A 24,676-nucleotide genomic window follows, 5' to 3' on the forward strand; every position below is an offset into this window, starting at 1 on the left:
GTCATTGTCAGTATGCCACCATTGTCAGCAGTTCGTATTCCGCGACAGGCTCATCATCCTGTTGCGTCAGCGTGACGTGCCAGCGCACCTCTCCATACTGATCGTTTCGTTTTGTCTTGGACTTGACGGTCAGGCGAACCTTGATGGAATCCCCCGCCACAACCGGTTTCATAAAGCGCAGCCCGTCCAGACCCGTGTTGGCCAGAACCGGTCCTTCGTTCGGTTCGACAAACAACCCGGCCGCGAAGGACAACAGCAGATATCCATGCGCGACACGACCTGGAAAGAACGGGTTCCGTTCCGCTGCGGCCTGATCCGTATGCGCATAAAATGTGTCGCCGGTGAATTCCGCAAAATGTTCGATGTCTTCGATCGTAACAGTTCGCGATGCTGTGTGGATTGTCTCACCAATAGCCAGATCGTTGTAGCGACGGGTGAATGGATGGGCCGGACCTTCGATCTCGGTCGCGCCCGAGACCCATTTCGACCCGATCGCGGTCAACAGGTCGGGTGAACCCTGAATGGCTGTGCGCTGCATGTAGTGTTTAACACCACGCACGCCGCCCATTTCCTCACCGCCGCCTGCGCGACCTGGGCCGCCATGAACCATGTGCGGCAAGGGCGAGCCGTGGCCGGTTGACTCTTTCATCGAGTCACGGTTGTTGAAGTAAAGCCGTCCGTGATAGGCCCCGGCGCCCATGGCGAATTTGCGCGCGACATCTGTGTCGCGGGTAATGACCGAAGCGACCAGAGACCCCTGCCCCTTGTTAGCCAGCTCAATTGCGTGATCGGTATCCCGATACCCCATGATCGTACTGACTGGACCAAAGGCTTCGGTGTCGTGAACACGCTTTGCCGCGTCCGGGTTGGCGCAATGGAACAGCATCGGCGGCAGGAAGGCCCCTTTTTCGGCATCGGCGCCGTCAACGGCGAAATCTTCCGGGTCACCGAATACGCGTTCCGCCTCCTGGCCAATGATCGCTGCCTTTTCCAGTACATCCCGTTTCTGGCCATTGGAGACCAGGGCGCCCATGCGCGTCGTTTCAAGTTTCGGGTCGCCGATAACTGTTTTTGCCAGCCGTGCGGAAAGCGCTTCGATCACAGCCTGCACATGAGGTTCAGGCGCAATAATCCGGCGGATTGCGGTACATTTCTGACCCGCTTTTGTCGTCATCTCGCGCTGAACTTCCTTGATGAACAGGTCAAATTCTGGCGTTCCCGGCTCGGCGTCAACGCCCAGCACCGAACAGTTCAGACTGTCCTGTTCCGCCACGAAACGCACGGAATTTTCAAGAATGACACGGTTGGACCGTAGTTTCAGCGCTGTGTCGGCAGATCCGGTAAAGCTGACCACGTCCTGCATGGTTAGACGATTCAGCATGTCACTCAGGCCACCCGACACGAGTTGTAGCGCCCCGGCAGGCAAAATGCCTGACTCCAGCATCAGCCGCACGCACAATTCGGTCACATAGCAGGAATTCGTCGCTGGTTTGACGATGGCCGGAACACCAGCCAGCAAGGTCGGAGCCAACTTTTCCAACATACCCCAAACCGGAAAGTTGAACGCGTTAATATGGACGGCCACACCATGCAGCGGCGTGCAGATATGCTGGCCGAGAAACGTACCATTGCGCGAGAGCTGTTCGACGTCACCATCCAGATACACGTGACCGTCGGGCATTTCGCGGCGGCCTTTCGAGGCGAACACAAACATTGTGCCGATCCCACCGTCGATATCGATCAGATGATCCGACTGCGTCGCGCCCGTATTGAAGGACAGATCATACATGGCCTGCTTGTGCTGGCCCAGATGCACCGACAGCGCTTTGAGCATCTTGGCACGCTCGTGGAAGGTCATCTGACGCAACGCCGGCCCACCAACATTGCGCGCATAGTCCAGCATGCCTTGTACATCCAGGTCGTTGTTTCCTGCGGTCCCAATCACCTCGCCTGTCACAGCGCTGGCAATGTTGCGGGCTCCTTCGCCCGGTGCAATCCATTCGCCCGCCGCGAAACTTGAAATCTGTTGGATCGTCATGAATCTCTCCTCAGTCCTGAGATGATCAACGCGGCCCTATGCGCGCGGTTATGTTAGCTATAATATCTACCGTACGGTCGGTCAATAAAAAGACAGACTCATTTCCGCGCCCAGGCATCTCAAACCTGCGCGGGTAGTTGAGCGAACCCACGAAAGCGAATTCGACCCGCGCGTTTTGCACCGTCTGCGATCTGATAGTTTGGAAAGCGGTTCAAGAACCGGCTGACTGCTATCTTGCCCTCCATCCGTGCAAGCGTCAGACCAACGCAGGTGTGCGGGCCACCGGCAAAAGCGTGGTGCTTGTTGGGTCGGCGGTCCAGCAACATGTCGTCTGGCCGGTCAAACTGCCTTGGGTCGCGATTGGCGGCGCCAATACACAGGTGAATATCCGTGCCAGCAGGAATGGTGTGACCGTGAAGTGTCACATCTTCTGTAGTCAGACGATTGCCAAACTGGTTCGGGCTTTCCAGGCGCAAGAACTCGTCCACTGCCGTGGCGATCAGGTCTGGCTTGCTTTGCAACTCGGCCCTTTTGTCACGGTGCTGATCCAGCAGGGCCAGCGCGTTGCCTATTAGGTTTGTCGTGGTTTCATGCCCTGCATTCAGGATGAAAATGCAGTTCTGATACAGTTCAACCTCGGTCAAGCCGCCGTCCGAGTCATCCTGCATCAGTCGCGTCAATACATCCGTTTCCGGGTTTCCCGGGTTGGCTCCTCGATCATCGATAATATGCCGCAAGAAAGCCTTGAACTCGGTGACGGCGCAGTTCCCCCACTCTTCCTGTTCGGGTGTCAATCGCGGTTCCAAGGCGCCAAGAATGGCCAGGGACCAGTCCCGCAATGGTCCGCGTTCGGATCTGGGAATACCCAGCAGGTTGCCAATGATTTCGATTGGGATCGCCCCGGCGAAATCCTCGATCAATTCGACTGAACCTTTGGCCTGCATCTGGTCCAGCAAGTTATCGACAAGCTCAATCAATCCCGGTTCCATCTGCGCCAAGGCACGTGGGTTCATCGCACCGACCATCACCTTTCGCACGCGGGTGTGCAGGGGTGGGTCGTTGAACACCAGACTGGTGGTGTGGTGTTCATATAGCGGACTGCCGACCCCATACTTTGGGCCAAACACCGCTTTCTTGTCCGAGATAAACCGCGCCGTATCCCGATAGACCAGATCCAGGTCCTCATACCGCGACAGGATCACCGAGCCGTCATACTGAAGGCAAACCGGCATATCCTCGCGCAACGCAGCATAGGCTGGATAAGGGTTCTCGTGAAACCCGTCAGGAAGCGCCGTCAGCGAGAACATCAGTGACCCATCGCCCCCATATTCTCGGGCAGAACCAGCACCAGCCAAGGCACCAGCACAATCAGCGCCAGACGGAAGATATCGGCAATCCAGAACGGAGTAACACCCTTGAAGATCGTTCCGGTGGAAACATCCCCGACCACACCTTTCAGAATGAACACATTCAAACCGACCGGCGGGGTGATCAGGCTGATCTCTGTTACCACAACAACCACGATGCCAAACCAGATCGGATCATATCCCAGTGACGTCACCAGTGGAAAGAAGATCGGCACGGTCAGCAAGAGCATCGAAAGCGATTCAAACACGCAGCCCAAGATGATGTAGATGCCGAGGATCATCAGGATCACCACAAAAGGTTCCACGTCATACGCCGTGACCAAAGCGATTAGCGCCTCGGGCAAACCCGCAAGATTGATGAAGTTCGAAAAGATCTGAGCCCCGATCAGAACCGAGAACAGGGCCGCAGCGGTATACGTGGTTTCCTTCAGGACCTCGAAGGTTGAACTCAGACTCAGCCCACCGCGCGACAGGGCAATCAGGAAGGCCCCCATGGCCCCCATTCCTGCGGCTTCCGTCGGGCTGAACGTCAGGTTCAGCGGGTGAAAATCAAACGCGCCATAAAGCCCGCCAATGACCAGGAAGAACAGCAACAACACTGCCCAAACCGATCGCAGTGCTGTCAGCCGTTCACCCCAACCGTGTTTCTCACCGGCCGGACCGGATTCCGGTTTGCGCCAGACGGTCCAGCGGACAGCAAACAGGTACAGAAGAATGCCAAGCACACCGGGAAGGATACCGGCGACGAACAGCTTGCCGATGGATGTTTCGGTCAACAAGCCGTAGATAACAAGGATCACGGACGGCGGGATCAGAATGCCCAGCGTGCCGCCTGCCGCAATCGAAGCGGTTGATAGTTCATCCGAATACCGATAGCGGCGCATTTCCGGCATGGCGACCTTGGACATCGTTGCCGCCGTTGCCAGGGACGAGCCGCAGATGGCCGAAAACCCACCACAGGCCGCAACCGTAGCCATCGCAATCCCGCCCTTGAAATGCCCCAGAAAAGCGTTCGAAACGGCGTAGAGTTCGCGCGCAAGCCCGCCTTTGTTCACGAACAATCCCATCAGGATAAACAGCGGAATAACAGAAAGACCGTAGTCCTGTGCGGTGTCGGTGATCTGGCGGCCCACCATTGACATTGCCGCCTTCAGGCCGCGTTCCGAGACAATGCTGCCTCCGCGCTCATATGCAAAACCCAGCGTCCCGACGAGGCCCATTGCGAATACAATCGGCAAGCGCAGAAGCACGAGAAAAAGAACAAGGGCAAAACCGATCAGCGCGGCAGTCATTGGGTGTGCTCCGACAAAGTATGGGGGGCAAAGATGTACAGAAGGCCGGTCGTGATCATCGCAACGGCCGTGATCGCAGTAGACGCGGCAATGAACCAGCCCACATAGAAAACGGGGATCGACAAGTACTCGGTGACATCACCATAGTCTCGCGCCCGTTCCGCCAGAACCCACACCCGTTGAATCGGCCAGAAGAGTATGATGCCTGAAGTCAGATAGACAATCGCATCCCGTGCACGGCTCAGACGGAAACGCGAAAACAACCCGTCCGTCAGGTCAACTGCAATTTGACCCTTTCCAGCTGAGATCATCGGAAGAACCGAGAAAACGAGGACTGCCATCAGAATGCGCGTCAGCTCTGTCGCCGCCTCGATCGGAGCGTTGAACATGGACCGAAGGACAACGTCGCAGAACGTCATGACCATGAGGATAAACAGCGCCACACAAGCCATCAGCGTAGGAAAAACACTTATTCGGCGCGCTAACGTTACGAGAGATTGCATATTTATTCCCCGTCGGGTCGAAATGGTTGGCGGTTAGACACCGCCAACCGGGTCGCGTTACTGCGCAGCCATTTCGGTTACGATCATGTCATATGCGGCCTGAGCATCGACGCCAGTTCCGTTCACTTCGTCAATGACCTTGGCGCGCACATCAACTGCAATCGCATTGAACTTTTCGAGGTCGTCGGCAGACGCTTCGTTGATCGCGTTGCCCTCGGTGACTTCGGTCTCTTCACGGCCGATCGCATCAATCTCATCCCAGATTTTTCCGATTTCGCGGCTCAATGGTTCGCCAAATACCTGCTCTTCCAACGCTTGTTGCAACTCTGCAGGCAGGTCGGCAAAAGTATCCTCATTCATGATAAAGGCGAAAGAACCGCGATACAGGCCGCCCGGAACTTCGTAGACGTTCTGGGCCACTTCAGTCAGCTTGAAACCCTTGCGCGACTCAAATGGCATCACAACACCATCTGCTGCTTTCGAAGCCAGCGTTTCGTACACTTTCGGTGCGGGCACCTGGATACCGGTCGCGCCAAGCGCTGTGCCGACATCACCACCCACACCGCCGGGGATGCGAACCTTGAGACCAGACACCTCGTCCAGCGTGGTGACAGGGCTGCTGGAATGCAATTGTGCCGGTCCATGCGTATGCAGCGCGATCACTTTGACACCGCGATGTTCGTCGGCGGCCTTGAGGTGCTTGTCATAAGCGCGCCAATAGGCAACCGACGCAGCCTCGGCTGAGCCTTCATACCCGGGCAATTCGATCATCTTGGTGGTGACGAAGCGACCGGGCTGGTAGCCGTGGAAAATGATCGAGGCATCCGCCGCACCGTCCATGATCAAGTCCATCTGTGCTGGCGGCGGTGCAATGCCCAGTTTCAACTCAGCGGTGACCTGCCCATCTGTGGCTTCTTCAACCATCTCGACGAACTTCGGCCACATCTTGGCGTTGATGCCGTGGGTTGGCGGCGCCCAACTGGAAATGGTCAGCGTGTAGTCAGCGGCAAAAACCGCAGAACCTGTCAAAGCCAGTGTCGCACCAGCCAGAAAAGAAGTGAGTTTTGTAAACTTAGCCATTGGATCCTCCCTGATGATGGCTGTTTAAGTTCATGGCCCCGAGATGCGGCCTGAATGCAGTAGGTTAATCGAGGGCTTCAAAAGTTTTCCCGCGCAACCCTCCATGAGCCGGGGCTTTCGGACGCTACAATATCCATCTTCGCGCGGGACGCTGGCACTCCGATTTCATTTCGGTAGTTCATAGGTCCACCACGCCATCGTGGAAAACCGTAGCCATGAATTTGAACCATATCTACGGCTTCAGCGTTTTCGGCGACGCCTTCCTCAATGATCAGTGCGCCCTCATTGGCCAATACGGCAAGAAGGCGAGAGGAAATATCCTCTGTCGAAAACCTACGGCGGACAATGCCCTGCGCAGAAGAGTAGCTTTCGATCAAAGCCTCGACTTCGGGATCCCGGATCGGTTTGCGCTTTCCCTCTTCATATCGGTACCAGCCTTTGCCCGTACGCTGACCAAACCGCTCCATCTCACACAACTGGTCAGCGATGGTGACATAGCGTTCGTTCGGGTCACGCGTAGCCGCATTGCGTTTTCGGTTGGCCCAAGCGATCTGTAGCCCGGTCAGGTCCTGTAGCTCGTATGGCCCCATGGGCATTCCAAAGTCCCGCATCGCCTGATCGATTTGGAAGGGCAACGCCCCATCCGCCAGCAGATAATCAGCCTCGCGCCGATAAGCGGCAAGCATGCGATTTCCGATGAACCCGTCGCAAATACCGGATAGGACCGAAATCTTGCGCAGCTTCTTCCCCAGCGCAAATCCCGTGGCCACCACTTCGGGTGCCGTCTGGGGTGTATGCACAATTTCGAGCAACTTCATGACATGGGCCGGGCTGAAGAAATGCAGCCCGATACAACGCGCTTGATTATCGATGCCTGCGAAGATTTCGGCAGGATCCAAGTAAGACGTGTTGGTGGCGAGAATTGCATTGGCGTCCATATATTGTGCCAATTCGGCAAAGACCTGCTGTTTTACCGATATGTCCTCGAACACCGCTTCGACAGCCAGTTGTGCGTCCGCTGCATCGGCATAGCTGTCTACGGCGCGAAACTTTGAAAGACAGTCCAGATAATGCGCCTCAGTCAACTTCCCGCGTTTGACCGCGCCTTTCAACAACCCATCAACCCGGTCGTAGGCGGAAGTCGCGGCCTCAGAATTCCGCTCAATTAGCGTTACAGACAAACCACCGTTTAGAGCCGCGGTTGCGATACCGGCGCCCATCAAACCACCACCGACAACTGCGATGCGGTTGATGTCCCGCGCCTCGGCGTCTTTGATCAACGCGGGCTTGGATACGCCTCGTTCAGCAAAGAAAGCATGCCGCAGAGCACGGCTTTCCGCGCTTTGGCGAAGCGCCAGATGGCGCGCGCGCTCCATTGGTTGCGCTTCGGTGAAGGGCATTTTAGCCCAGCTCAGCGCAGTCAAGTTTTCCAGCGGGGACTGCTGTCCTTTGGCGCGTTTTATTAATAGCTCACGAGAGGTCTCGATCAGATCAGGAGCAAAATCACCGACGGGGCGTTGACTTACCGGTACAGGGCATTTCGGCAGATCGGCCACAAAGCTTTCCACCGCACTTTCAAGATTGTCTGCCACCAAATCGATGGCGCCAAGCTGCTGCAACGTCTCGGCCTTCATTACCTTGCCTGAACAGGCTACATCGATCGCAACCTCCATCCCCACAAGACGTGGCAAACGCTGTGTACCACCCGCGCCGGGGATCAGGCCGACGTTAACCTCTGGCAGGCCAAACCCTGTGCCAGGCGCCGCTATCCGCCATGCACAGGCCATGGCTATTTCGAACCCGCCACCCAGTACATTTCCGTGCATACACGCGACAAATGGAACCTCACTGTCTTCGATCATTTGCACCACGTCGGGCAAATGTGGCTCGACCGGAGCCGCGTCGAATTCGGACATGTCGCCGCCCGCGACAAAGGTTCTGCCCGCGCATCGCAGCACGGCCACCCGCGCGCCTCTGACCGCTGCAACTGCATCCACCAGCCCCTGCCGGACACCAATCGAGGTCGCATTTACCGGCGGATTGTCAACGGTGACCCACGCAACATCGCCCTTCAGCTCAACATTCACAAGTGACCTGCGCGACATGACTGTGCCCTTCAAGCGATTCAGATTCGAGACTTGTTTATATATTGACCAACCGTTCGGTTAATGCAATGATAAAGTTGAAATGGCATCGGGTAGGACGGTCATGAACGATACGATTCTTGTAGAAGATCACGGGAACTGGGTGGAAGTTACCCTGAATCGTCCCGACAAGCTGAACTCCTTCAACGATGAGATGCACAACGCGCTACAAAACGCGCTGAAGTCCGCTCGAGACAACGGCGCGCGCGCGATCCTGTTGACGGGTGCGGGGCGAGGATTTTGCGCCGGACAGGATCTTGGCGACCGTGACCCATCGAAAATGGACAGCCCTCCTGATCTGAGCAAAACCGTACGGACCTTCTATGCGCCATTGGTGCGTTTGATCCGATCACTGAACTTCCCGGTCATTTGTGCCGTGAACGGGGTCGCTGCAGGCGCCGGGGCCAATCTGGCACTGGCCTGCGATATGGTTCTGGCTGGTGAAAGTGCCAAGTTCATTCAGAGTTTCGCCAAAGTTGGCCTGATCCCTGACACCGGCGGCAGTTGGCATCTGCCTCGCCTGCTGGGAGAGGCCAGAGCCAAAGGGCTGGCGCTAACGGCACAACCTCTGTCTGCAAAGCAAGCGGAAGACTGGGGTCTGATCTGGAAAGCATTGCCCGACGAACAGCTGTTGACGGAAGCCCGTTCTTTGGCCGATCAATTTGCCAACGGGCCTACCATTGGGCTGGGCAAGACCAAGCAGTGCATCCAGACTGCAGCGACCACCACCCTTTCGGATCATCTTGAGATCGAGGCGGACGCTATGAAAATCTGCGGGGAAAGCGCGGATTACGCAGAGGGCGTGTCCAGCTTTCTTGAAAAACGCGCGCCAATTTTTCAGGGCAAATGACGATGACCCCGAAAGAACGCGCCACCAAATCAGCCGCTGCGATGTGGGCAAAGGATGAGGCCAGCAAATGGTTCGGCATGGAACTCGTCGAGGTTGACGAAGGCCGTGCGGTTCTGGCCCTGACAGTTGCGGCTCATCACTGCAACGGGCATGGCATTTGTCACGGTGGTGTCACCCACGCCTTGGCCGACAGCGCCTTTGCCTTTGCCTGCAACAGTCGCAACAAGGCCACTGTCGCCCAACACACAATGGTGAGTTACCTCGCGCCTGGGCGGCTGGGTGACCGCCTGACTGCAGCCGCCACCGAAACCGCCGTTGCAGGCCGCAGCGGAGTCTATGACGTGCGCGTAACCAATCAAGATGGCATCGTTATCGCCGAATTCCGGGGGATGTCCCGCGCGATTGGCGGTCAGAATTTTGACGAATAGAAATACGCTGGAGGAGCAACGCGATGGGCGACCTGTCCCCGAACAAAGCTGAATTGGACCCGATCGAAATTGCCTCGATTGATGAAATCCGAGCGACACAGCTTGAACGCCTGAAATGGTCGGTTCGGCATGCTTATGACAACGTGGCGATGTACAAGCAGCGCTTTGATGAGGTTGGGGTGCATCCGGATGATCTCCAACAGCTCTCTGACCTGTCGAAATTTCCGTTCACTTACAAAAACGATCTGCGCGACAACTACCCCTTCGGGCTTTTCGCGGTGCCACGAAGTGAATTGATACGACTGCATGCGTCATCGGGCACGACCGGCAAACCGACGGTGGTGGGTTACACCAAGGGCGACATCGAGAATTGGGCGGATCTTGTCGCGCGCTCGCTGCGGGCGGCGGGATTGCGAAAAGGCGATATGGTCCACAACGCGTATGGCTATGGTCTGTTCACAGGCGGCTTGGGCGCACATTACGGAATCGAACGATTGGGCGCGACCGTAGTACCCATGAGCGGCGGGCAAACCGAAAAGCAAGTCGGTTTGATAACCGATTTCCAACCCGATGGGATCATGGTGACCCCGTCTTACATGCTCAACATCCTAGAACAGTTTCACAAAGCTGGGCTCGACCCCAAGAAAAGCTCGCTAAAAGTTGGGATTTTCGGCGCAGAACCCTGGACAGACGCAATGCGCACAGAAGTCGAAGCCGCGTTCGATATGCACGCGGTCGACATCTATGGCCTGTCGGAAATCATGGGCCCCGGCGTCGCGAGTGAGTGTGTCGAAACAAAGGATGGCCCCGTGATCTGGGAGGACCACTTCCTTCCAGAGATCATCGATCCCGCCACCGGCGAGGTTCTGCCGGACGGTGAAACCGGCGAGTTGGTATTCACAACCTTGACCAAAGAAGGGTTGCCCATGATCCGCTATCGCACGCGCGATCTGACCTGCCTGATGCCCGGAACGGCCCGTTCGATGCGACGGATGGCAAAGATAACCGGCCGCAGTGACGACATGATGATCCTGCGGGGCGTAAATGTTTTCCCCAGTCAGATCGAAGAGCAGGTCATGGCGACAGGTGGTCTGTCCCCCTATTATCAGATCGAGCTGTACAAATCTGGTCGCATGGATGCGATGCGGGTGTTTGTCGAAGCGTCAGCGGATTCGACTGACGAGATGTCCAGAACGGCAGCAGCCCGGATGCTGACCAAACGCATTAAGGACGTTGTTGGCGTTTCCACAGAAATTGTTGTAGGTGACCCTGGCGACGTCGAACGCTCTCAGGGCAAAGCGAAGCGCGTCATTGACAATCGTGATAAGGATTAAGCCTTGGCCCGGACAATTGCCAAAGACCACGACCAGAAGCGGAAGCAAATCCTCAAACGGGCTGCAAAAATTTTTGCAGACCAAGGGTTTGATCGCGCCTCGATGACTTTGTTGGCAAAAGAGTGCGGAATATCCAAGGCGAACATCTACCACTATTACGACGGCAAGGATGCCATCTTGTATGACATCCTTGAGACTTATCTTCGCGAGCTGCGTGACCGCATTTGCAATGTGGATTTGAGCGGACTTAATCCTGAGGAAAAACTTCGAAAGGCTGTCCGCGAAATCCTGTTTGCATATCAGGGTGCCGATGACGAGCATCGGGTCCAAATCAGCGGCATGAATGCCTTGGCGGAAGAACGGCAAAAGAAATTGCGCGAATATCAGCTTGAGATGGTAGGCTTCATCCGCGAGATCCTGAGAGAGCTGTCTCCAGAGACTTTGGGTGACGACAAAGCCAAGTTGCGCGGCGCCACCATGTCAGTCTTTGGAATGCTGAACTGGTACTACATGTGGAACACAGGGGCCGGAACCCAGGCACGTGAAGATTATGCTGACCTCGTCTGCACGTTGACCATCCACGGGATACGAAAACTGTAGGCCTGAGCTTTCTTCTTTCGCGTGGTAGGCAATAGTTGGCTTCCGTACTGAAGCCTCCTCAAAGTCGAACGCTCTACCGATGGAGGAAACAATCAAATGCCCGGCGATCCAAAGCTAGAAATGACGGTGCTGATGACTCCAGACATGGCCAATTTCAGCGGAAAAGTACATGGGGGAGCGCTCCTTAATTTATTGGATCGCATCGCTTTTTCCTGCGCATCGCGGTATTCAGGTCTGTATTGTGTGACGCTGAGTGTTGACCAGGTCACCTTTAAGCAACCCGTTCGCGTCGGACAACTGGTGACGTTTAAAGCCAATGTAAACGACACCGGTCGCACCTCTATGGAGGTCGGTATTCGCGTCGAAGCGGAAAACATCCGCAGTGGGATGCGCCGTCATACGAACTCTTGCTATTTTACCATGGTTGCCGTGGATGACGATGGCAACCCTGCACCGGTGCCAACACTCAATCCTGAAACGGAACATGGCAAACGCAGGCAGCAAGCCGCAAGGCTACGTCGTTCCTTGCGTCGAGAATTCGCAGAACGGTTCGAAGCAGCGTCTGCAGGTGGATCAGGGGGCTAAGGGCATGGGTGGATTTTATGCATTCGACGATGTCGTTCCGGTCGTCGCTCAGTCGGCATTTGTGCATCCGGATGCCGTTGTTATTGGCGACGTGATCATTGCGGACGGCTGCTACATCGGACCGGCCGCGGTTCTGCGCGGTGACTTTGGGCGAATTGTCATCGGAGAAGGTGCCAATATTCAAGAGACCTGCGTTTTACACAGCTTCCCGGGGCGGGATGTCGTTGTTGAACGGTTCGGCCATGTGGGCCACGGAGCAGTTCTGCACGGGTGCCATCTGGAAGAGAACGTTCTGATTGGTATGAACAGCGTCATTATGGACGAGGTGCGGATCGGACAATCATGCATTGTCGGCGCGCTCAGCTTTGTGAAAGCGAAGTCCAAATTTGAACCCAAGCAGATGATCGCGGGCTCGCCGGCGCGGGTCTTGCGCCCATTGACGGAGTCTGAAATCGACTGGAAGACCCGTGGGACCGGTGTATATCAGGAGCTTGCACGAAGGGCAGCAGATGAAGTTGTTGCGGTTGATCCCTTGCGCGACGTGGAACCGGATCGGCGGCGCGTTCGCGTTCCCGATTTTGACCCGCTGGTATTAGATAGATTGCGTACGAAATATCCCTGAATCTTGGGGGTTGAGCCATGCAACCGTGATAACGGCAACCAAATTAGTGGGGCCGGACCCTGACCTCAGACAAAGTTTTATCGCGTGCGCTGCCTCTCAACTTTGGATGGGTGGTTCATCTCTTCTATGATCGTTGCCGCAACGACAGGCCATTGTGAAAAAGATGCACTTTGCTCGGATCAGCGTTCAGCTTGATATTCTGCCCGCGCAGGTTTCGTTCGACACCGGGAAACTTGGCGACAATACCCTCAGCATCAGCCCTGCTGGCGAAATATAGCAGTGTGACTTCTCCCAGGGCTTCGATGAAATCGACATTGCCTTCAAAAAATCCAGAAGCGTCGTCGGCAAAGAAATCTTCTGGACGCACGCCAATATTGACCTGCAACCCCATTTGTTCGGGGTTGGTCGGAATGGACGAAACGGCCGTACCACCTGCATCCAGAGTGACCGAGGTCTGTTCCCCGGTTTTGGATATTTTCCCAGGCAACAAGTTCATGGCAGGAGAGCCGATGAACTGCGCCACAAATTCGTTGTCCGGCGCCTCGTATAATTCCAGCGGCGTACCGACCTGCGCAATGCCCTTATTGGCCAAAACGACGATCCGACTGGCCAGCGTCATCGCTTCGACCTGATCATGGGTCACGTAGATCATGGTGCTGTCAGGCATTGCTTCTTTCAGACGTGCGATCTCGATACGGGTCGCGACGCGCAGCGCAGCGTCGAGGTTCGACAGCGGTTCGTCGAACAGGTAAACCTTGGGGTCCCGTACGATCGCCCGCCCGATGGCAACACGCTGGCGTTGGCCGCCGGATAGGGCCTTGGGCAAGCGGTCCAAGTACGGATCCAATTGCAGGATCTGCGCGGCGCGCTCGACCGCGCTGTCGATTTCTGCGGCGGGCATTTTCGCGATCTTGAGCGCAAAGGCCATGTTTTCACGCACAGTCATATGCGGGTAAAGCGCATAGGACTGGAACACCATTGCAATGCCTCGTTGGGCGGGTGGCACGTCATTCATGACCTGCCCTTCGATTTCCAACGTGCCGCCGGTGATCTTTTCCAAGCCGGCAATCATCCGCAGCAACGTAGATTTGCCGCAGCCCGAAGGACCGACGAAGACGATCAATTCACCCTTATCAATATCCAGATCGATGTGTTTCAGAATATCGACTGGACCATAGGATTTCGCCACATCCGTGAGTTTGAGTTCTGACATGGTTTACCCCTCGTCCCTGACCATCAGACAGAATTGGGCGGGGTGCAACGTCACGCTGCCCTCGCCGTCGACGCCGCCAAGGTCTTGCCCGATGACCCGCCAGTTGCCTTCGGGCAGGTCGACCCGCTTCGCTTCTGCCCCCTGATTGAAAGCACAAAAAACCGTTTCAGACGCGTTTTCTCTTTGAAACATCAAGACAGACCCGACCTGTCGCATCTCGGATTGCGCACCCGAGGCGAGCGCCGGATGGGCGCGGCGCAGCGCGATCGCGCGGCGATAATGGTGAAGCATAGACTGGCGATCCGCCTCCAACCGATCCACGGCCTTTTCAGATTGCGCGGCGCTGACCGGCAACCATGGCTCACCTGTACTGAACCCCGACTGTTCGCCCTGCGCCGTCCAGACCATCGGAGTGCGGCAGCCATCCCGGCCTTTGAACTCGGGCCAGAATTCGATGCCGTAGGGGTCTTGCAGCATTTCAAACGGAACATCCGCCTCATGCAGGCCTAGCTCCTCACCCTGATAAAGACAGGCTGATCCTCGCAGGCACATCATCAGGACCGTATGCTGACGAATGGCCGCATCATCCAAGCCCCAGCGTGAGGCATGGCGTTGCACGTCATGGTTTGAGAACGCCCAGCATGGCCAGGCATCCCCGGCCTTGGCCTGAAGCTGATCGAATACCTGCTTCGCATAAGTGGCTGTCAGTGCGCGTTTTTCAAGAAATTCGAAGGCATAGCACATATGCATCCGCTTATCGCCCGACGTGTACTCACCCATGATTTCCAGCCCGCGCTGCGCGTCGCCGACCTCACCCAGACAGGCGCGGCCTTCATATTCGTCTGTCAGCTCCCGCAACCGTTCCAGGAAGGTGATGTTTTCAGGCTGACTTTTAGAATACAGATGGTCTTGGTGGTTATACGGGTTCACCGCAGGCGCGATTGAAGCGTTGCGCGCTTCGATTGGAAGGGCGGGATTGTCGCGCAGCTGTTTGTCGTGGAAATAAAAGTTGATGGTGTCCAGACGGAATCCATCCACGCCCAAATCCAGCCAGAACCGGGCGACATCCAGCAAAGCGTCCTGAACGTCTGGACTGTGGAAATTCAGATCCGGCTGCGAGGTCAGGAAGTTGTGCAGGTAATACTGCAGGCGGCGCGGGTCCCACTGCCATGCCGAGCCCCCAAAGATCGACAGCCAGTTGTTGGGCGGTGTACCGTCCGGTTTCGGATCGGCCCAGACATACCAGTCGGATTTCGGGTTATCCCGGCTGGCACGGCTTTCACCAAACCACGGGTGCTGGTCGGAAGTGTGCGACAGCACCAGATCGATCATCACTTTCAGACCCTTGTCATGGGCCCGATCCAGCATTTCGCGGAAATCTTCAAGCGAGCCGAACATCGGATCAACGTCGCGGTAATCGCTGACGTCATAACCGAAATCCTTCATCGGAGATTTGAAGAAGGGTGAAATCCAGATCGCATCGACCCCCAGCGAGGCGATATAGTCCAGACGTTGAGTGATCCCCTTCAGGTCTCCGATCCCGTCCCCATTGCTGTCCTGAAAGCTGCGCGGATAGATCTGATAGATCACCCCGCCGCGCCACCAATCTGATACTGCTTTGGTTGATTTGGAAAGTTCCACAGTATTCTGCACGTTCATCAGACGCCTCTATTTGACGGATCCGGCCAACAGGCCCCGGACCAGGTATTTTTGCATTGCGAAGAAGACGACCAGCGGCACGAAGATCGACACAAATGCCGCGGTTGCCAGAATTTCCCAGTTGCCCCCACGGGTACCCAGCAGCTCGACGATGCGGTTGGTCATCACGGTGGTTTGGCCGGTGGCATCGATCAGAAAGACCTTCGCCACCAGAAGATCGTTCCATGTCCATAGGAACTGAAAGATCGCGAAGGACGCGAGCGCCGGAAAGCTAAGCGGAAGGATTAACTTTGTGAAAATCTGGAACTCGGTCGCGCCATCGACGCGGGCGTTCTCGATCAGGTCGCGGGGCAGCCCGGCCATGTAGTTGCGTAACAGATAGATCGCCAGGGGCATCCCAAAGCCCGTATGGGCCAGCCAGACGCCCAGATACCCTTTCCCGATCCCGATATTCAGGTGGAACTTCAAGAGCGGAATCAATGCCAGTTGCAACGGGACCACCAGCAGGCCAACCACGGCCGCGATCAGCAAGGCGCGGCCCGGAAACTCCATCCATGCCAATGCATAGGCCGCGAAGGCTGCAACAAGGATCGGGATGATCGTTGCGGGGATTGTGACCGTCAACGTGTTAAAAAACGCTTTGGCCATACTGTCCGTACTGCTTTGGTCCAGTAGAATTTTTTTGTAGTTGTCCAACGTGAATTCAGGCGGCAGTTCCGCGGTCACAAATACGCGCGCGCCGCGCTTGCCGCTGAACTCTTCGCTGTTTTCCATCCGGTAGTTGCCATCTGCATCGACGGTGATTGTGCCGCCTCGGCGAAGCTCGGCCGTTTCGCCGGGCGCAAAGGCACCTACATCCCGCGCACTGATACCCCATTTGGAGATTGTGATCGGTTCGTCATCACCAAACAGCTGACCCTCGATGACATAGAGTTCACCTTCAAGCACCTGCGTGTCCGGTGCTGCGCTGCGCAAGGTCAGATTCTGCTCGGACGGGAACAGTGATCGCCACCATCCGCTGCCGGAAATCTGGTCCGCTGTGCGAAAGGACGAGATCAAGAGCCCAAGCGTCGGAATGACCCATAAGACCACCAGAAAGACGACCGAGGCATGGACAACCCAGCGCAGAGCCGGTTTGGTTCCCGCAATATTGTTCATGGCCTACTCCATCTCCTTGCGCGCATTGCGCACGTTCCAGACCAGGATTGGGGTCACCAACAGCATGATCACCATGGCTGAGGCCGAGCCCACGCCCCAGTCGTTGGCGCGAAACAGCTTGTCATACATGTAATTGGCCAGAACCTGCGTCTCCCACTGGCCGTTTGTCATGGCAAAGACGATGTCGAAGACCTTTAGGACCGTGATCGTGATCGTGGTCCAGACGACCAATATCGTGGTCTTGATCTGCGGCACCTTGATCCTGAAGAATATCTGAAACGGATTGGCTCCGTCGAGAATGGCGGCCTCGACTGTTTCTTCGGGGATACCACGCAGGGCCGCCGAAAGGATCACCATGGCAAATCCGGTTTGAATCCAAACCAGAACAATCATCAGGAAGAAGCTGTTCCAAAAAGGAACCGTCAGCCAGGTCTGCGGTTCGGTCCCACCAAAGAAAATATAAAGCGCGTTCAGGATGCCAATCTGATCCTGCTCTGCCGGACGGGCATCGTAGACCAGTTTCCAGATCACAGAAGCACCGACAAATGAAATCGCCATTGGCATAAAGATCAGCGACTTGGCGAAGTTGCCCCAGCGGATGCGGTCGGTCAGTTGCGCAACCAGCAGGCCGAAAGCGGTGGACATGGCAGGCACCACGATGAGCCAGAACATATTGTTGCGCATGGCTTCCCAGAATTTCGGCTCGGCCGCCATCTGGGTGTAATTGTCCAGCCCGACCCACCTGTACCCGCCGCCGGGCACGCGTTCCGTGAGTGACAGTCGCAGTGTCTCAACCACCGGATAGGCCAGGTATAGCCCTAGTGCAGCAAGTGCGGGGAACAGGAACAGCCAAGGCCTGATCATGTTCGCTCGGTTGATATTGCGCCCCGCGTTCGGACCACGCGGCGGGAACAGGACCTTATCCAGAAACTGGTTCGATAGGTAGAAGTAGCCCACGCAACCCGACACACCGATAATGATGGTCAGCAGGCCCTGAAGTGCCGGTGTCATGATACCCTCATCGGTTTGGGAACAGGGCGGTCGCAGAACCGCCCCGCAGTCTCATTTACTTCGCGGCATCCCACGAAGATTGGATTTCTCCGGCAACCGTAGCGGCATCCTTCGCGCCCGAAGAATAGTCGACCATGCCGGTCCAGAACGTCCCTGCACCGACCGCGCCGGGCATCAGGTCGGACCCGTCAAAACGGAACGTGGTGGCATTGGTCAGAATTTCGCCCTGCCCCCGCTGGGTGTCGTTGGCGTAATTCTCGGGATTAGCGCCAAGATGCGGTGTCAGGAATCCGTCTTGCGACATCATGATCTCATGCGCAAAGGGGGTCTTGAGAAACTCCATGAACACTTCGGCCGCAGGGTTCGGGTTGGTGATCGTGAACAATGTGCCTGCCCCCAGAACCGGGGTGCCCAGATCTTTTTCGGCAAAGGCCGGGAAGTAGAAGAAATCCGCATCCACGCCCAACTCGGTTCCTTCCGGGAAGTAAGCAGGGATGAACGACGCCTGACGGTGCATCATACAGGCTGGCGGGCTGTCGAACAGACCCTTGGGGCTGTCGCGAAAGTCAATCGCGGCGGTGTCATCGGCGCCACCCACAACATAGTCATCATTGCGGGTAAAGCTACCGTACTCCTCGATCACTTCGATCACGCGCGGGTCGTCGAACTTCATCTCATTCGACACCCATTGGTCGTAGACTTCAGGCGGCTGTGTGCGCAGCATCAGGTCTTCGACCCAGTCAGTCGCGGGCCAGCCGGTTGCGCCACCGGACGCAAGACCCACACAAAGCGGCGTCTCGCCATCCTCGACCATCTGGTCCATCAGAGCCTTGAACTCTTCCATGGTCTGCGGGACTTCATAACCAAAGTCTTCAAAGTTTTCCGGCACATACCAGACCAGCGACTTGACGTTCACATTGAAGAAGAAACCGTAGAAATTCTTGGCCCCCTCGGCGTTTTCAAAGGTACCCAGATCGACCCAGGACTGACCGGCCGCGAAATTGTCCTTGATCCAGTCCGCAGACCCTTCGGCAAGTGGCGTCAGATATCCGTTCCTGGCCATGTTCGCCGCGAGACCCGGCTGCGGAAAGACCGTCAGGTTTGGCGCCGAACCAGCGGCAGCGTCGATCAGGATCTGCTGTTCCAGAGAATCCGAACCGACATAGCTGGAATTCGCTCCGGTAGCCTGATCAAAATAGGCAACGAGATTTTCGAATGACTTTCCTTCACTCGCAAGCCACGGCCCGAAAATGGTCAGGTCCTGGCCGCTCAGATCATGGGCGTCGGCAAATGCCTGAAAACCGTCCCAGTCAAACCCGCCTTCGCCGACGGGGTGGATCAGCTCACCCTGCGCCTGGGCCGCCCCAGCCACCAAAGCAAATGTGGCCGCACCTGCATAAAGCGCGTTTCTCATGAATCTTCCTCCCAACAATTCCATGCGCCGCTGAGACTCAGTTCTCAAAGCGCTTTGGTTCTGCAGTTTATCCGCTAACATCCTTCGCCTGTCAATATCCACGTTAGAAACTTGGAACTTAAATAAACTAACTGAAACGGGTTGACGGAAAGAGCGTTTGCCCACACAACAAAGAAAACCAGAAAACTTGAAAGCGCTTTGAAACGACCATGAACCTGAAGCAGCTCTCAGAAATTCTTGCCCTTTCGCAAACGACGGTCAGCCGTGCGCTGAACGGCTACCCCGAAGTGAGCGAGGAAACCCGGATGCGCGTTCAGGCTGCTGCAGCCAAGCATGGCTATCGCCCAAACAGCCGGGCCAAAGGGCTGGCGACGGGCAAATCCATGGTGATCGGTCACGTGATTCCCAGCTCGTCCCAACACGAGATGGTGAATCCGATCTTCGGTGACTTCGTTGCCGGTGCTGCACGAACGTACGCCGCGCATGGCTATGACATGATGTTCACCACAGCCGATGACACCTCGCTCGAAGGAACTTATCGCAGCCTGTTTCAGCGCGGCGCCGTGGATGGCGTCGTTTTGCAAGGCCCCAAAGTCAACGAGCGGCGCATCGACCTCCTGAACCAGATGGCGGTGCCGTTTATCGTACACGGGCGTTCGACCGGGGTGGACGCAGAGTATGACTGGATTGATGTGAACAACAAAAGCTCGTTCCTGCGCGCCACGCAGTTTCTGATCGATTTGGGGCATTGCCGGATTGCTCTGATCAACGGGCTTGAGGATATGGATTTCGCGCAGCGCCGCCGCGCCGGGTACCTTCAGGCACTGGATCAGGCGGGTTTGAAACCGGACCCGCAACTGATGCGCAGCGCCGAGATGACCGAAGTCTACGGGCATTGCGAAACCCGCAATATGCTGCAGTTAGATGACCCGCCGACGGCCATTCTGGCGTCCTCGATGATTTCAGCCATTGGCGTGAGGCGGGCATTGGACGAGGCAGGGCTTCGGATCGGCCGGGATGTCTCGGTCATTGCCCATGACGACGACCTCTCTTACCTAAAGAACGGGCAGGATGTGCCAATTTTCACTGCAACGCGATCCTCTGTCCGACATGCAGGCGAGCTGGCTGCCGAGATGCTGATCGAGCGGATCAAATCGCCCGGGGACCCGGTCAAAACCAGATTGCTTGAGGCGGAACTGGTTGTTGGTAAATCAACTGGCCCCGCGCCCAACAGGATATGACGATGAAGTTTAAGCGCAGCGACTTTCCGGCGGATTTCCTCTTTGGCGTTGCCACCTCGGCCTATCAGATCGAAGGTCACGCCCAAGGTGGTGCCGGTTCGACACATTGGGATACGTTTGCGGCGACGCCGGGCAATGTGGTGCGTGGGGAAAACGGCGATCTGGCCTGTGATCACCTGAACCGGTTCGAACAGGATCTCGATCTTGTGCGCGATGCGGGGTTTGATTGCTATCGTTTCTCGACCAGTTGGGCGCGCGTGATGCCGGAAGGGCGTGGGTCGATTAACCAAGCTGGCCTAGACTTTTACGACCGCCTTGCTGACGCGTTATTGGAACGTGGCATCCGCCCCTGTGCGACACTGTATCACTGGGAACTGCCGTCAGCTCTGGCTGATCTGGGCGGTTGGCGCAATCGGGATATCGCCAGTTGGTTTGCCGATTTCACCGAAGTCATCATGGGCCGGATCGGCGATCGGATGTACAGCGTTGCCCCGATCAATGAACCGTGGTGTGTCAGTTGGCTCAGCCATTTCGAGGGGCACCATGCCCCGGGACTGCGAGACATACGCGCCACGGCTCGTGCCATGCATCACGTCCTGCTGGCCCATGGCCACGCCATTCAGGCGATGCGAGGGTTGGGCATGTCTAATCTGGGCGGGGTGTTCAATCTGGAATGGGCCGAACCCGCCGATGACAGTCCGGAGGCGCGGAAAGCGGCCGATCTGTACGATGGGATCTACAACCGGTTTTTCCTGGGTGGCGTTTTTAAAAAAGCCTATCCTCAGAACGTGCTGGAGGGGTTGGAACCCTACCTTCCTTCCGGCTGGCAAGAGGATTTCGATGTCATCGGTGTTCCTGTCGACTGGTGCGGGATAAACTACTATACCCGCAAACTCATCGCCCCTGCGGACACCGCCTGGCCCGGCCTGACCGAAATCCCGGGCCCCTTGCCCAAAACACAAATGGGATGGGAAATCGACCCCGCCGCTCTAAGTCGGTTCCTGATCCGAACGGCGCGCGAGTATACCGGTGGTTTGCCGATCTACGTGACCGAAAATGGCATGGCCAGCCCTGAGCGCAAACAAGACGGTGATCGCATCGGGTATCTGGACCAACACTTTTCCGCCGTTCAGGTGGCCCTGAACCAGAATGTGCCGATCAGGGGATACTTTGTCTGGTCCCTGTTAGACAACTACGAATGGGCCCTGGGGTATGAAAAACGCTTTGGCCTGGTTGACGTTGATTTCGATACGATGAAACGCACCCCAAAAGCCTCTTACTTCGCCTTAAAAGATGCGCTGACCGAAGACCGCGCCTCATAATTCCGACCTTAGTTGCTCGGCGTCATGTCCACGATTGTGGGTTCGCGATTGCCACTTGTGTCGAAGACAATCATTTCATCGCCCATTGCCGCGAAATCGATTTGCTTCATATCAACCATGTGGACCGTCCGATCATACATCGTGTGATAATAGTAGACGAGGTTCTGGGAGTCGCTGGCGGTCGTGATTTGTGTTGCACTGTAGAGTAAATCACTCGACTGGACATCATCCTGCGCGCCCTCGGCGGCGTCGGGGGGAATGTTGAAGTTGTCGAGGATACGGAACGCTTCACGCACCGTATCGTAACCGCCTTCGGTATCACGTGCAGTTTGTGAAAACGCTACGGCTCGGACAAAACGTGACGGAGGTGTGAAGTCACCCGGCAAGCCCATCATGCCGCTTCCCGCTCCAAGTGGAGCAAAGGTAACACCGCTGGCCTCGACTTCCGGAAGGCCAATCGCCGACAAGTTGACGTAATTGTTGAGGTTTGTCATGTGCCAGTCATAGGTTGGAGAATTGGTGATGACACCAAGGGGGGCATCAAAAACCGTCAGTTCACCATCAATGTACTCGACGACGATCCGCCCACCGAAACGGTCTGCCACCAGCATGTGAAGTGGAAACGGAAAACCGAGGGCCTCATCCACTACGCCTACGACACGTATGTCCTTGAGACCGGCCTGCGCCTCTTCAACCGTTTCGAACTGCGAGAGGACGTAGCTGGCCAGCAAGTCACCGGGGATGGAGTTATCAGCAAGGTCGGGAAGGTATTCCTGATACTCTGTGAAGCCGGGCAAGTAAAACAGCCCCGCAGTCAAACCAACCTCATTGATCCCGTCGGCGGGCGCGCCATGATCCAGCATACTGACGCCGACCATGCCATAGCGACCGGTCCACGTCGCGCCATCCTGCCCGTCCGGCATCGCGCCTGCGCTGTAGGTAAAGCCCCTGGGAATTATGTTTACCTTCGTTTCCAGATCGAACGGGCCCCACTCTGCGGTTCGAGCACGAATGATGCTGCCGTCGGTTCCCGTCAGCATGATCCCGGTGCAAGCCCACGCCATTGATACGGAGGCAATCAACGCGACGCTGGCCCGAGCAACCGCCTTTAGAAATCTCTTTAGTGTCAATGCTCTTCTCCTGTCGGAAAGCTCTGGATGGATAATCGCATTCTATCGTGAAGTTAGTGTATCAGACGACTGCTGCGCAGATGAAAGAATACACTGACTTTGAGAATTCCGGCAGATCAGCAACTGGAAGCACAGGTGATGGAAGGTCCTCACATAGGGTTGGCCGCCACGTCCGTTGCACCAAGGATCGCTATGAGGGGATACGAGAGTCGAACTCCAAACCCAACGTTCATGCAAGGCGCGGCTGAAGGCAGGGAAGAGCTCAAATTACCAGATGCTGCACTGAGCGTGATTGCCAGCAAAACGCAGAAAGCGGCCAGGCGTATAGGCGGGACGAATGGCCAGAAGACCCGCGGGGTAATCGATTATCCCCCAAAAAACTTAGGGTTTCATTTTTTGCGCCAGCATTGAGCAGTTACAGACACGCACACTTGGAAATGCTGGCTGACGGATATGGATTGACGCTGACGACCAGCGTGCCAGAGGCGCGGGACGCTTAGATCACGGGGCTTGATCACATCCTTGCAGCCACTTTTGGCGCAAGCGACACTTTTTCCGCTGCCGTTACAGCCGATCCGGGTTTCGCCCTCGGTCACGCTGGGCCTGCTCGGGCTCGAATGTATGATGGCGATATGCCTAGCGCCCAAGAGGCGATGGTGTCGGCCCGCGCCTACGCGTCAGGGTTGACCTCGCGTGAGGAGGGTCAATGTTCGTCCTCAGAGTTTTTCGGAGGTTGTGTCTGTTTCGAAGCGGAAGCTCTGGTTCGCTTACAGCTTCAGTTTGGCGTCGAGATAATCCGCCAATTCGGCAGCGACGGTGGCGTGATTGCATCCGGGTGCCTCCACCGCCAGTTCCAGCGTATCGGTGACATCTCTGGCCTTCATCGCCATGCAAAGTTTCCGAGCAAGGATGTAGCGGCTTTAATCGTCGAGGATCGTTCCGAGATAGAACCAGCCCCAGCCGATGACCTTGAGAAATGTGAAGTCGGCCTGCCAAGGTTCGTTTGGGCGGATGGTTTTGTCCCGGAACTCGTCCGGACAACGACATGGGCCGGGGCTGTGATCAGGTCCTCTGCCTTGAGGATGCGGTAAGCCGAGTGTTCCGAGACAAAATGAGGCATTCCCTCGGCCAGGAAAAATACAGGCTCTCGGCGACCCCCTCCCCGCGACACAGCGCGGCAATGCTCTCCTCACCTTTAGGCCAGCCAGATGAGGCCGCTCACCACGAGAACGTCAACTGCCTAAGTCTGCAACAGATCCCGCGCAACATACCTACACTTAGCGAATTGCGATTTGATGTCAGCATAAGGATCGAAAGCTGCCATAAGAATTTTGAGGCGAGGACTCGGTCAGGTAATGAACTTGCAAAGCGCGAGGAAAGCACCGGCGAGCTATTGGGGTGGATGACACGCAGGTGACCTCCCTGTCGCAACGAAAAATTGACCCGAAAAAATGGAAAAACCCCGGCACGCTGTTCTGGCTGACTGCGTGTCGGGGTATCCAGGCATTCGAGATGAAGAATGCCTTGGGAGGGAGCCTACTTTCTGTTGTGGAAAATGAACCCGATGAAGTTCAACAACAATTGAGCTGCCAGAATCTGGGTGCTTTCCGTTTGATCATAAGCTGGGGCGACCTCGACCAAGTCGATGCCGACCACATCTCCACGCATGCTCAGCCCCTGCAGGA

At 56.4% G+C, this 24,676-nt stretch carries 21 protein-coding genes and 1 pseudogene; 8 read left to right on the plus strand and 14 right to left on the minus strand.

Annotation, left to right across the window (positions count from 1 at the left end):
* Window positions 1-7: 7 nt before the first annotated feature.
* From paaZ to GOX88_RS22060, 6 genes are all read right to left on the minus strand, one after another.
* Window positions 8-2,038: a phenylacetic acid degradation bifunctional protein PaaZ gene (paaZ, locus tag GOX88_RS22035; protein WP_170407183.1), complete on the minus strand. Its 2,031-nt coding sequence runs from the start codon at window positions 2,036-2,038 to the stop codon at window positions 8-10.
* Between the two features lie 119 nt (window positions 2,039-2,157).
* Window positions 2,158-3,345: a cytochrome P450 gene (locus GOX88_RS22040; RefSeq protein WP_170407186.1), complete on the minus strand. Its 1,188-nt coding sequence runs from the start codon at window positions 3,343-3,345 to the stop codon at window positions 2,158-2,160.
* Entirely contained in the window at window positions 3,345-4,697 is a 1,353-nt protein-coding gene (locus GOX88_RS22045; protein ID WP_170407189.1) for a TRAP transporter large permease, read from the minus strand. Before GOX88_RS22045 ends, GOX88_RS22040 begins: the two co-directional genes overlap by 1 nt.
* Window positions 4,694-5,149 carry a TRAP transporter small permease gene (locus GOX88_RS22050; protein WP_254443402.1) on the minus strand — a complete coding sequence of 152 codons (456 nt, stop codon included), beginning with the start codon at window positions 5,147-5,149 and terminating at the stop codon, window positions 4,694-4,696. Before GOX88_RS22050 ends, GOX88_RS22045 begins: the two co-directional genes overlap by 4 nt.
* Before the next feature lie 108 nt (window positions 5,150-5,257).
* Window positions 5,258-6,280: a TRAP transporter substrate-binding protein gene (locus tag GOX88_RS22055; RefSeq protein WP_170407195.1), complete on the minus strand. Its 1,023-nt coding sequence runs from the start codon at window positions 6,278-6,280 to the stop codon at window positions 5,258-5,260.
* Window positions 6,281-6,357: 77 nt separating this feature from the next.
* Window positions 6,358-8,385: a 3-hydroxyacyl-CoA dehydrogenase NAD-binding domain-containing protein gene (locus GOX88_RS22060; RefSeq protein WP_170407198.1), complete on the minus strand. Its 2,028-nt coding sequence runs from the start codon at window positions 8,383-8,385 to the stop codon at window positions 6,358-6,360.
* 103 nt (window positions 8,386-8,488) lie between these two features.
* Between GOX88_RS22060 and paaG the strand changes: the two genes are divergently transcribed.
* The 6 genes from paaG to GOX88_RS22090 all read left to right on the plus strand — a co-directional run bounded on the left by paaG (window position 8,489) and on the right by GOX88_RS22090 (window position 12,843).
* Window positions 8,489-9,274, plus strand: coding sequence for a 2-(1,2-epoxy-1,2-dihydrophenyl)acetyl-CoA isomerase PaaG (paaG, locus tag GOX88_RS22065; protein WP_170407201.1), 786 nt, complete (start codon window positions 8,489-8,491; stop codon window positions 9,272-9,274).
* Between the two features lie 2 nt (window positions 9,275-9,276).
* A complete protein-coding gene (paaI, locus tag GOX88_RS22070; RefSeq protein WP_170407244.1) occupies window positions 9,277-9,702 on the plus strand; it encodes a hydroxyphenylacetyl-CoA thioesterase PaaI in 426 nt (141 codons plus the stop codon).
* A gap of 23 nt (window positions 9,703-9,725) precedes the next feature.
* Window positions 9,726-11,036: a phenylacetate--CoA ligase PaaK gene (gene paaK, locus GOX88_RS22075; RefSeq protein WP_170407203.1), complete on the plus strand. Its 1,311-nt coding sequence runs from the start codon at window positions 9,726-9,728 to the stop codon at window positions 11,034-11,036.
* Window positions 11,037-11,039: 3 nt separating this feature from the next.
* A complete protein-coding gene (locus tag GOX88_RS22080) occupies window positions 11,040-11,636 on the plus strand; it encodes a TetR/AcrR family transcriptional regulator (RefSeq protein ID WP_170407206.1) in 597 nt (198 codons plus the stop codon).
* 96 nt (window positions 11,637-11,732) lie between these two features.
* Window positions 11,733-12,221, plus strand: a complete 489-nt coding sequence (locus GOX88_RS22085) for an acyl-CoA thioesterase (RefSeq protein ID WP_170407210.1) — start codon at window positions 11,733-11,735, stop codon at window positions 12,219-12,221.
* The gene (locus tag GOX88_RS22090; protein ID WP_367648096.1) at window positions 12,121-12,843 is read left to right on the plus strand and encodes a transferase hexapeptide repeat family protein; all 723 of its coding nucleotides are present in this window, start codon (window positions 12,121-12,123) and stop codon (window positions 12,841-12,843) included. Before GOX88_RS22085 ends, GOX88_RS22090 begins: the two co-directional genes overlap by 101 nt.
* Before the next feature lie 124 nt (window positions 12,844-12,967).
* Here GOX88_RS22090 and GOX88_RS22095 read toward each other — a convergent pair whose 3' ends face one another.
* Genes GOX88_RS22095 through GOX88_RS22115 form a run of 5 tightly spaced genes read right to left on the minus strand, consistent with a single transcriptional unit; the run spans window position 12,968 to window position 19,298 of the window.
* Complete coding sequence (locus GOX88_RS22095; RefSeq protein ID WP_170407213.1) at window positions 12,968-14,056, minus strand: ABC transporter ATP-binding protein; 1,089 nt, start codon at window positions 14,054-14,056, stop codon at window positions 12,968-12,970.
* A 3-nt stretch (window positions 14,057-14,059) separates the two neighbouring features.
* Entirely contained in the window at window positions 14,060-15,715 is a 1,656-nt protein-coding gene (locus GOX88_RS22100; RefSeq protein ID WP_170407217.1) for an alpha-glucosidase, read from the minus strand.
* Between the two features lie 9 nt (window positions 15,716-15,724).
* The gene (locus GOX88_RS22105) at window positions 15,725-16,873 is read right to left on the minus strand and encodes a carbohydrate ABC transporter permease (RefSeq protein WP_170407220.1); all 1,149 of its coding nucleotides are present in this window, start codon (window positions 16,871-16,873) and stop codon (window positions 15,725-15,727) included.
* 3 nt (window positions 16,874-16,876) lie between these two features.
* A complete protein-coding gene (locus GOX88_RS22110; protein WP_170407223.1) occupies window positions 16,877-17,884 on the minus strand; it encodes a carbohydrate ABC transporter permease in 1,008 nt (335 codons plus the stop codon).
* 55 nt (window positions 17,885-17,939) lie between these two features.
* Entirely contained in the window at window positions 17,940-19,298 is a 1,359-nt protein-coding gene (locus tag GOX88_RS22115; RefSeq protein ID WP_170407225.1) for an ABC transporter substrate-binding protein, read from the minus strand.
* A 209-nt stretch (window positions 19,299-19,507) separates the two neighbouring features.
* On the opposite strand from GOX88_RS22115, the gene GOX88_RS22120 reads away from it, so the two are divergent.
* A complete protein-coding gene (locus tag GOX88_RS22120) occupies window positions 19,508-20,539 on the plus strand; it encodes a LacI family DNA-binding transcriptional regulator (protein WP_170407227.1) in 1,032 nt (343 codons plus the stop codon).
* Between the two features lie 2 nt (window positions 20,540-20,541).
* Window positions 20,542-21,861 (plus strand): GH1 family beta-glucosidase, encoded by a 1,320-nt coding sequence (locus GOX88_RS22125; protein WP_170407229.1) that lies wholly within the window; start codon window positions 20,542-20,544, stop codon window positions 21,859-21,861.
* 8 nt (window positions 21,862-21,869) lie between these two features.
* Here the strand turns inward: GOX88_RS22125 and GOX88_RS22130 are convergent, their stop codons facing one another.
* The 3 genes and pseudogenes from GOX88_RS22130 to GOX88_RS22135 form a co-directional block, all read right to left on the minus strand.
* Entirely contained in the window at window positions 21,870-22,991 is a 1,122-nt protein-coding gene (locus GOX88_RS22130) for a linear amide C-N hydrolase (protein ID WP_170407231.1), read from the minus strand.
* Window positions 22,992-23,803: 812 nt separating this feature from the next.
* Window positions 23,804-24,105: pseudogene (locus GOX88_RS23570) on the minus strand (DDE-type integrase/transposase/recombinase); the annotation flags it as partial.
* Between the two features lie 422 nt (window positions 24,106-24,527).
* A partial coding sequence (locus GOX88_RS22135; protein WP_170407234.1) for an arginase family protein occupies window positions 24,528-24,676 on the minus strand: 149 nt, incomplete at its 5' end.

It is taken from the genome of Ruegeria arenilitoris, assembly GCF_013030985.1.
Classification (GTDB): Bacteria; Pseudomonadota; Alphaproteobacteria; order Rhodobacterales; family Rhodobacteraceae; genus Ruegeria; species Ruegeria arenilitoris_B.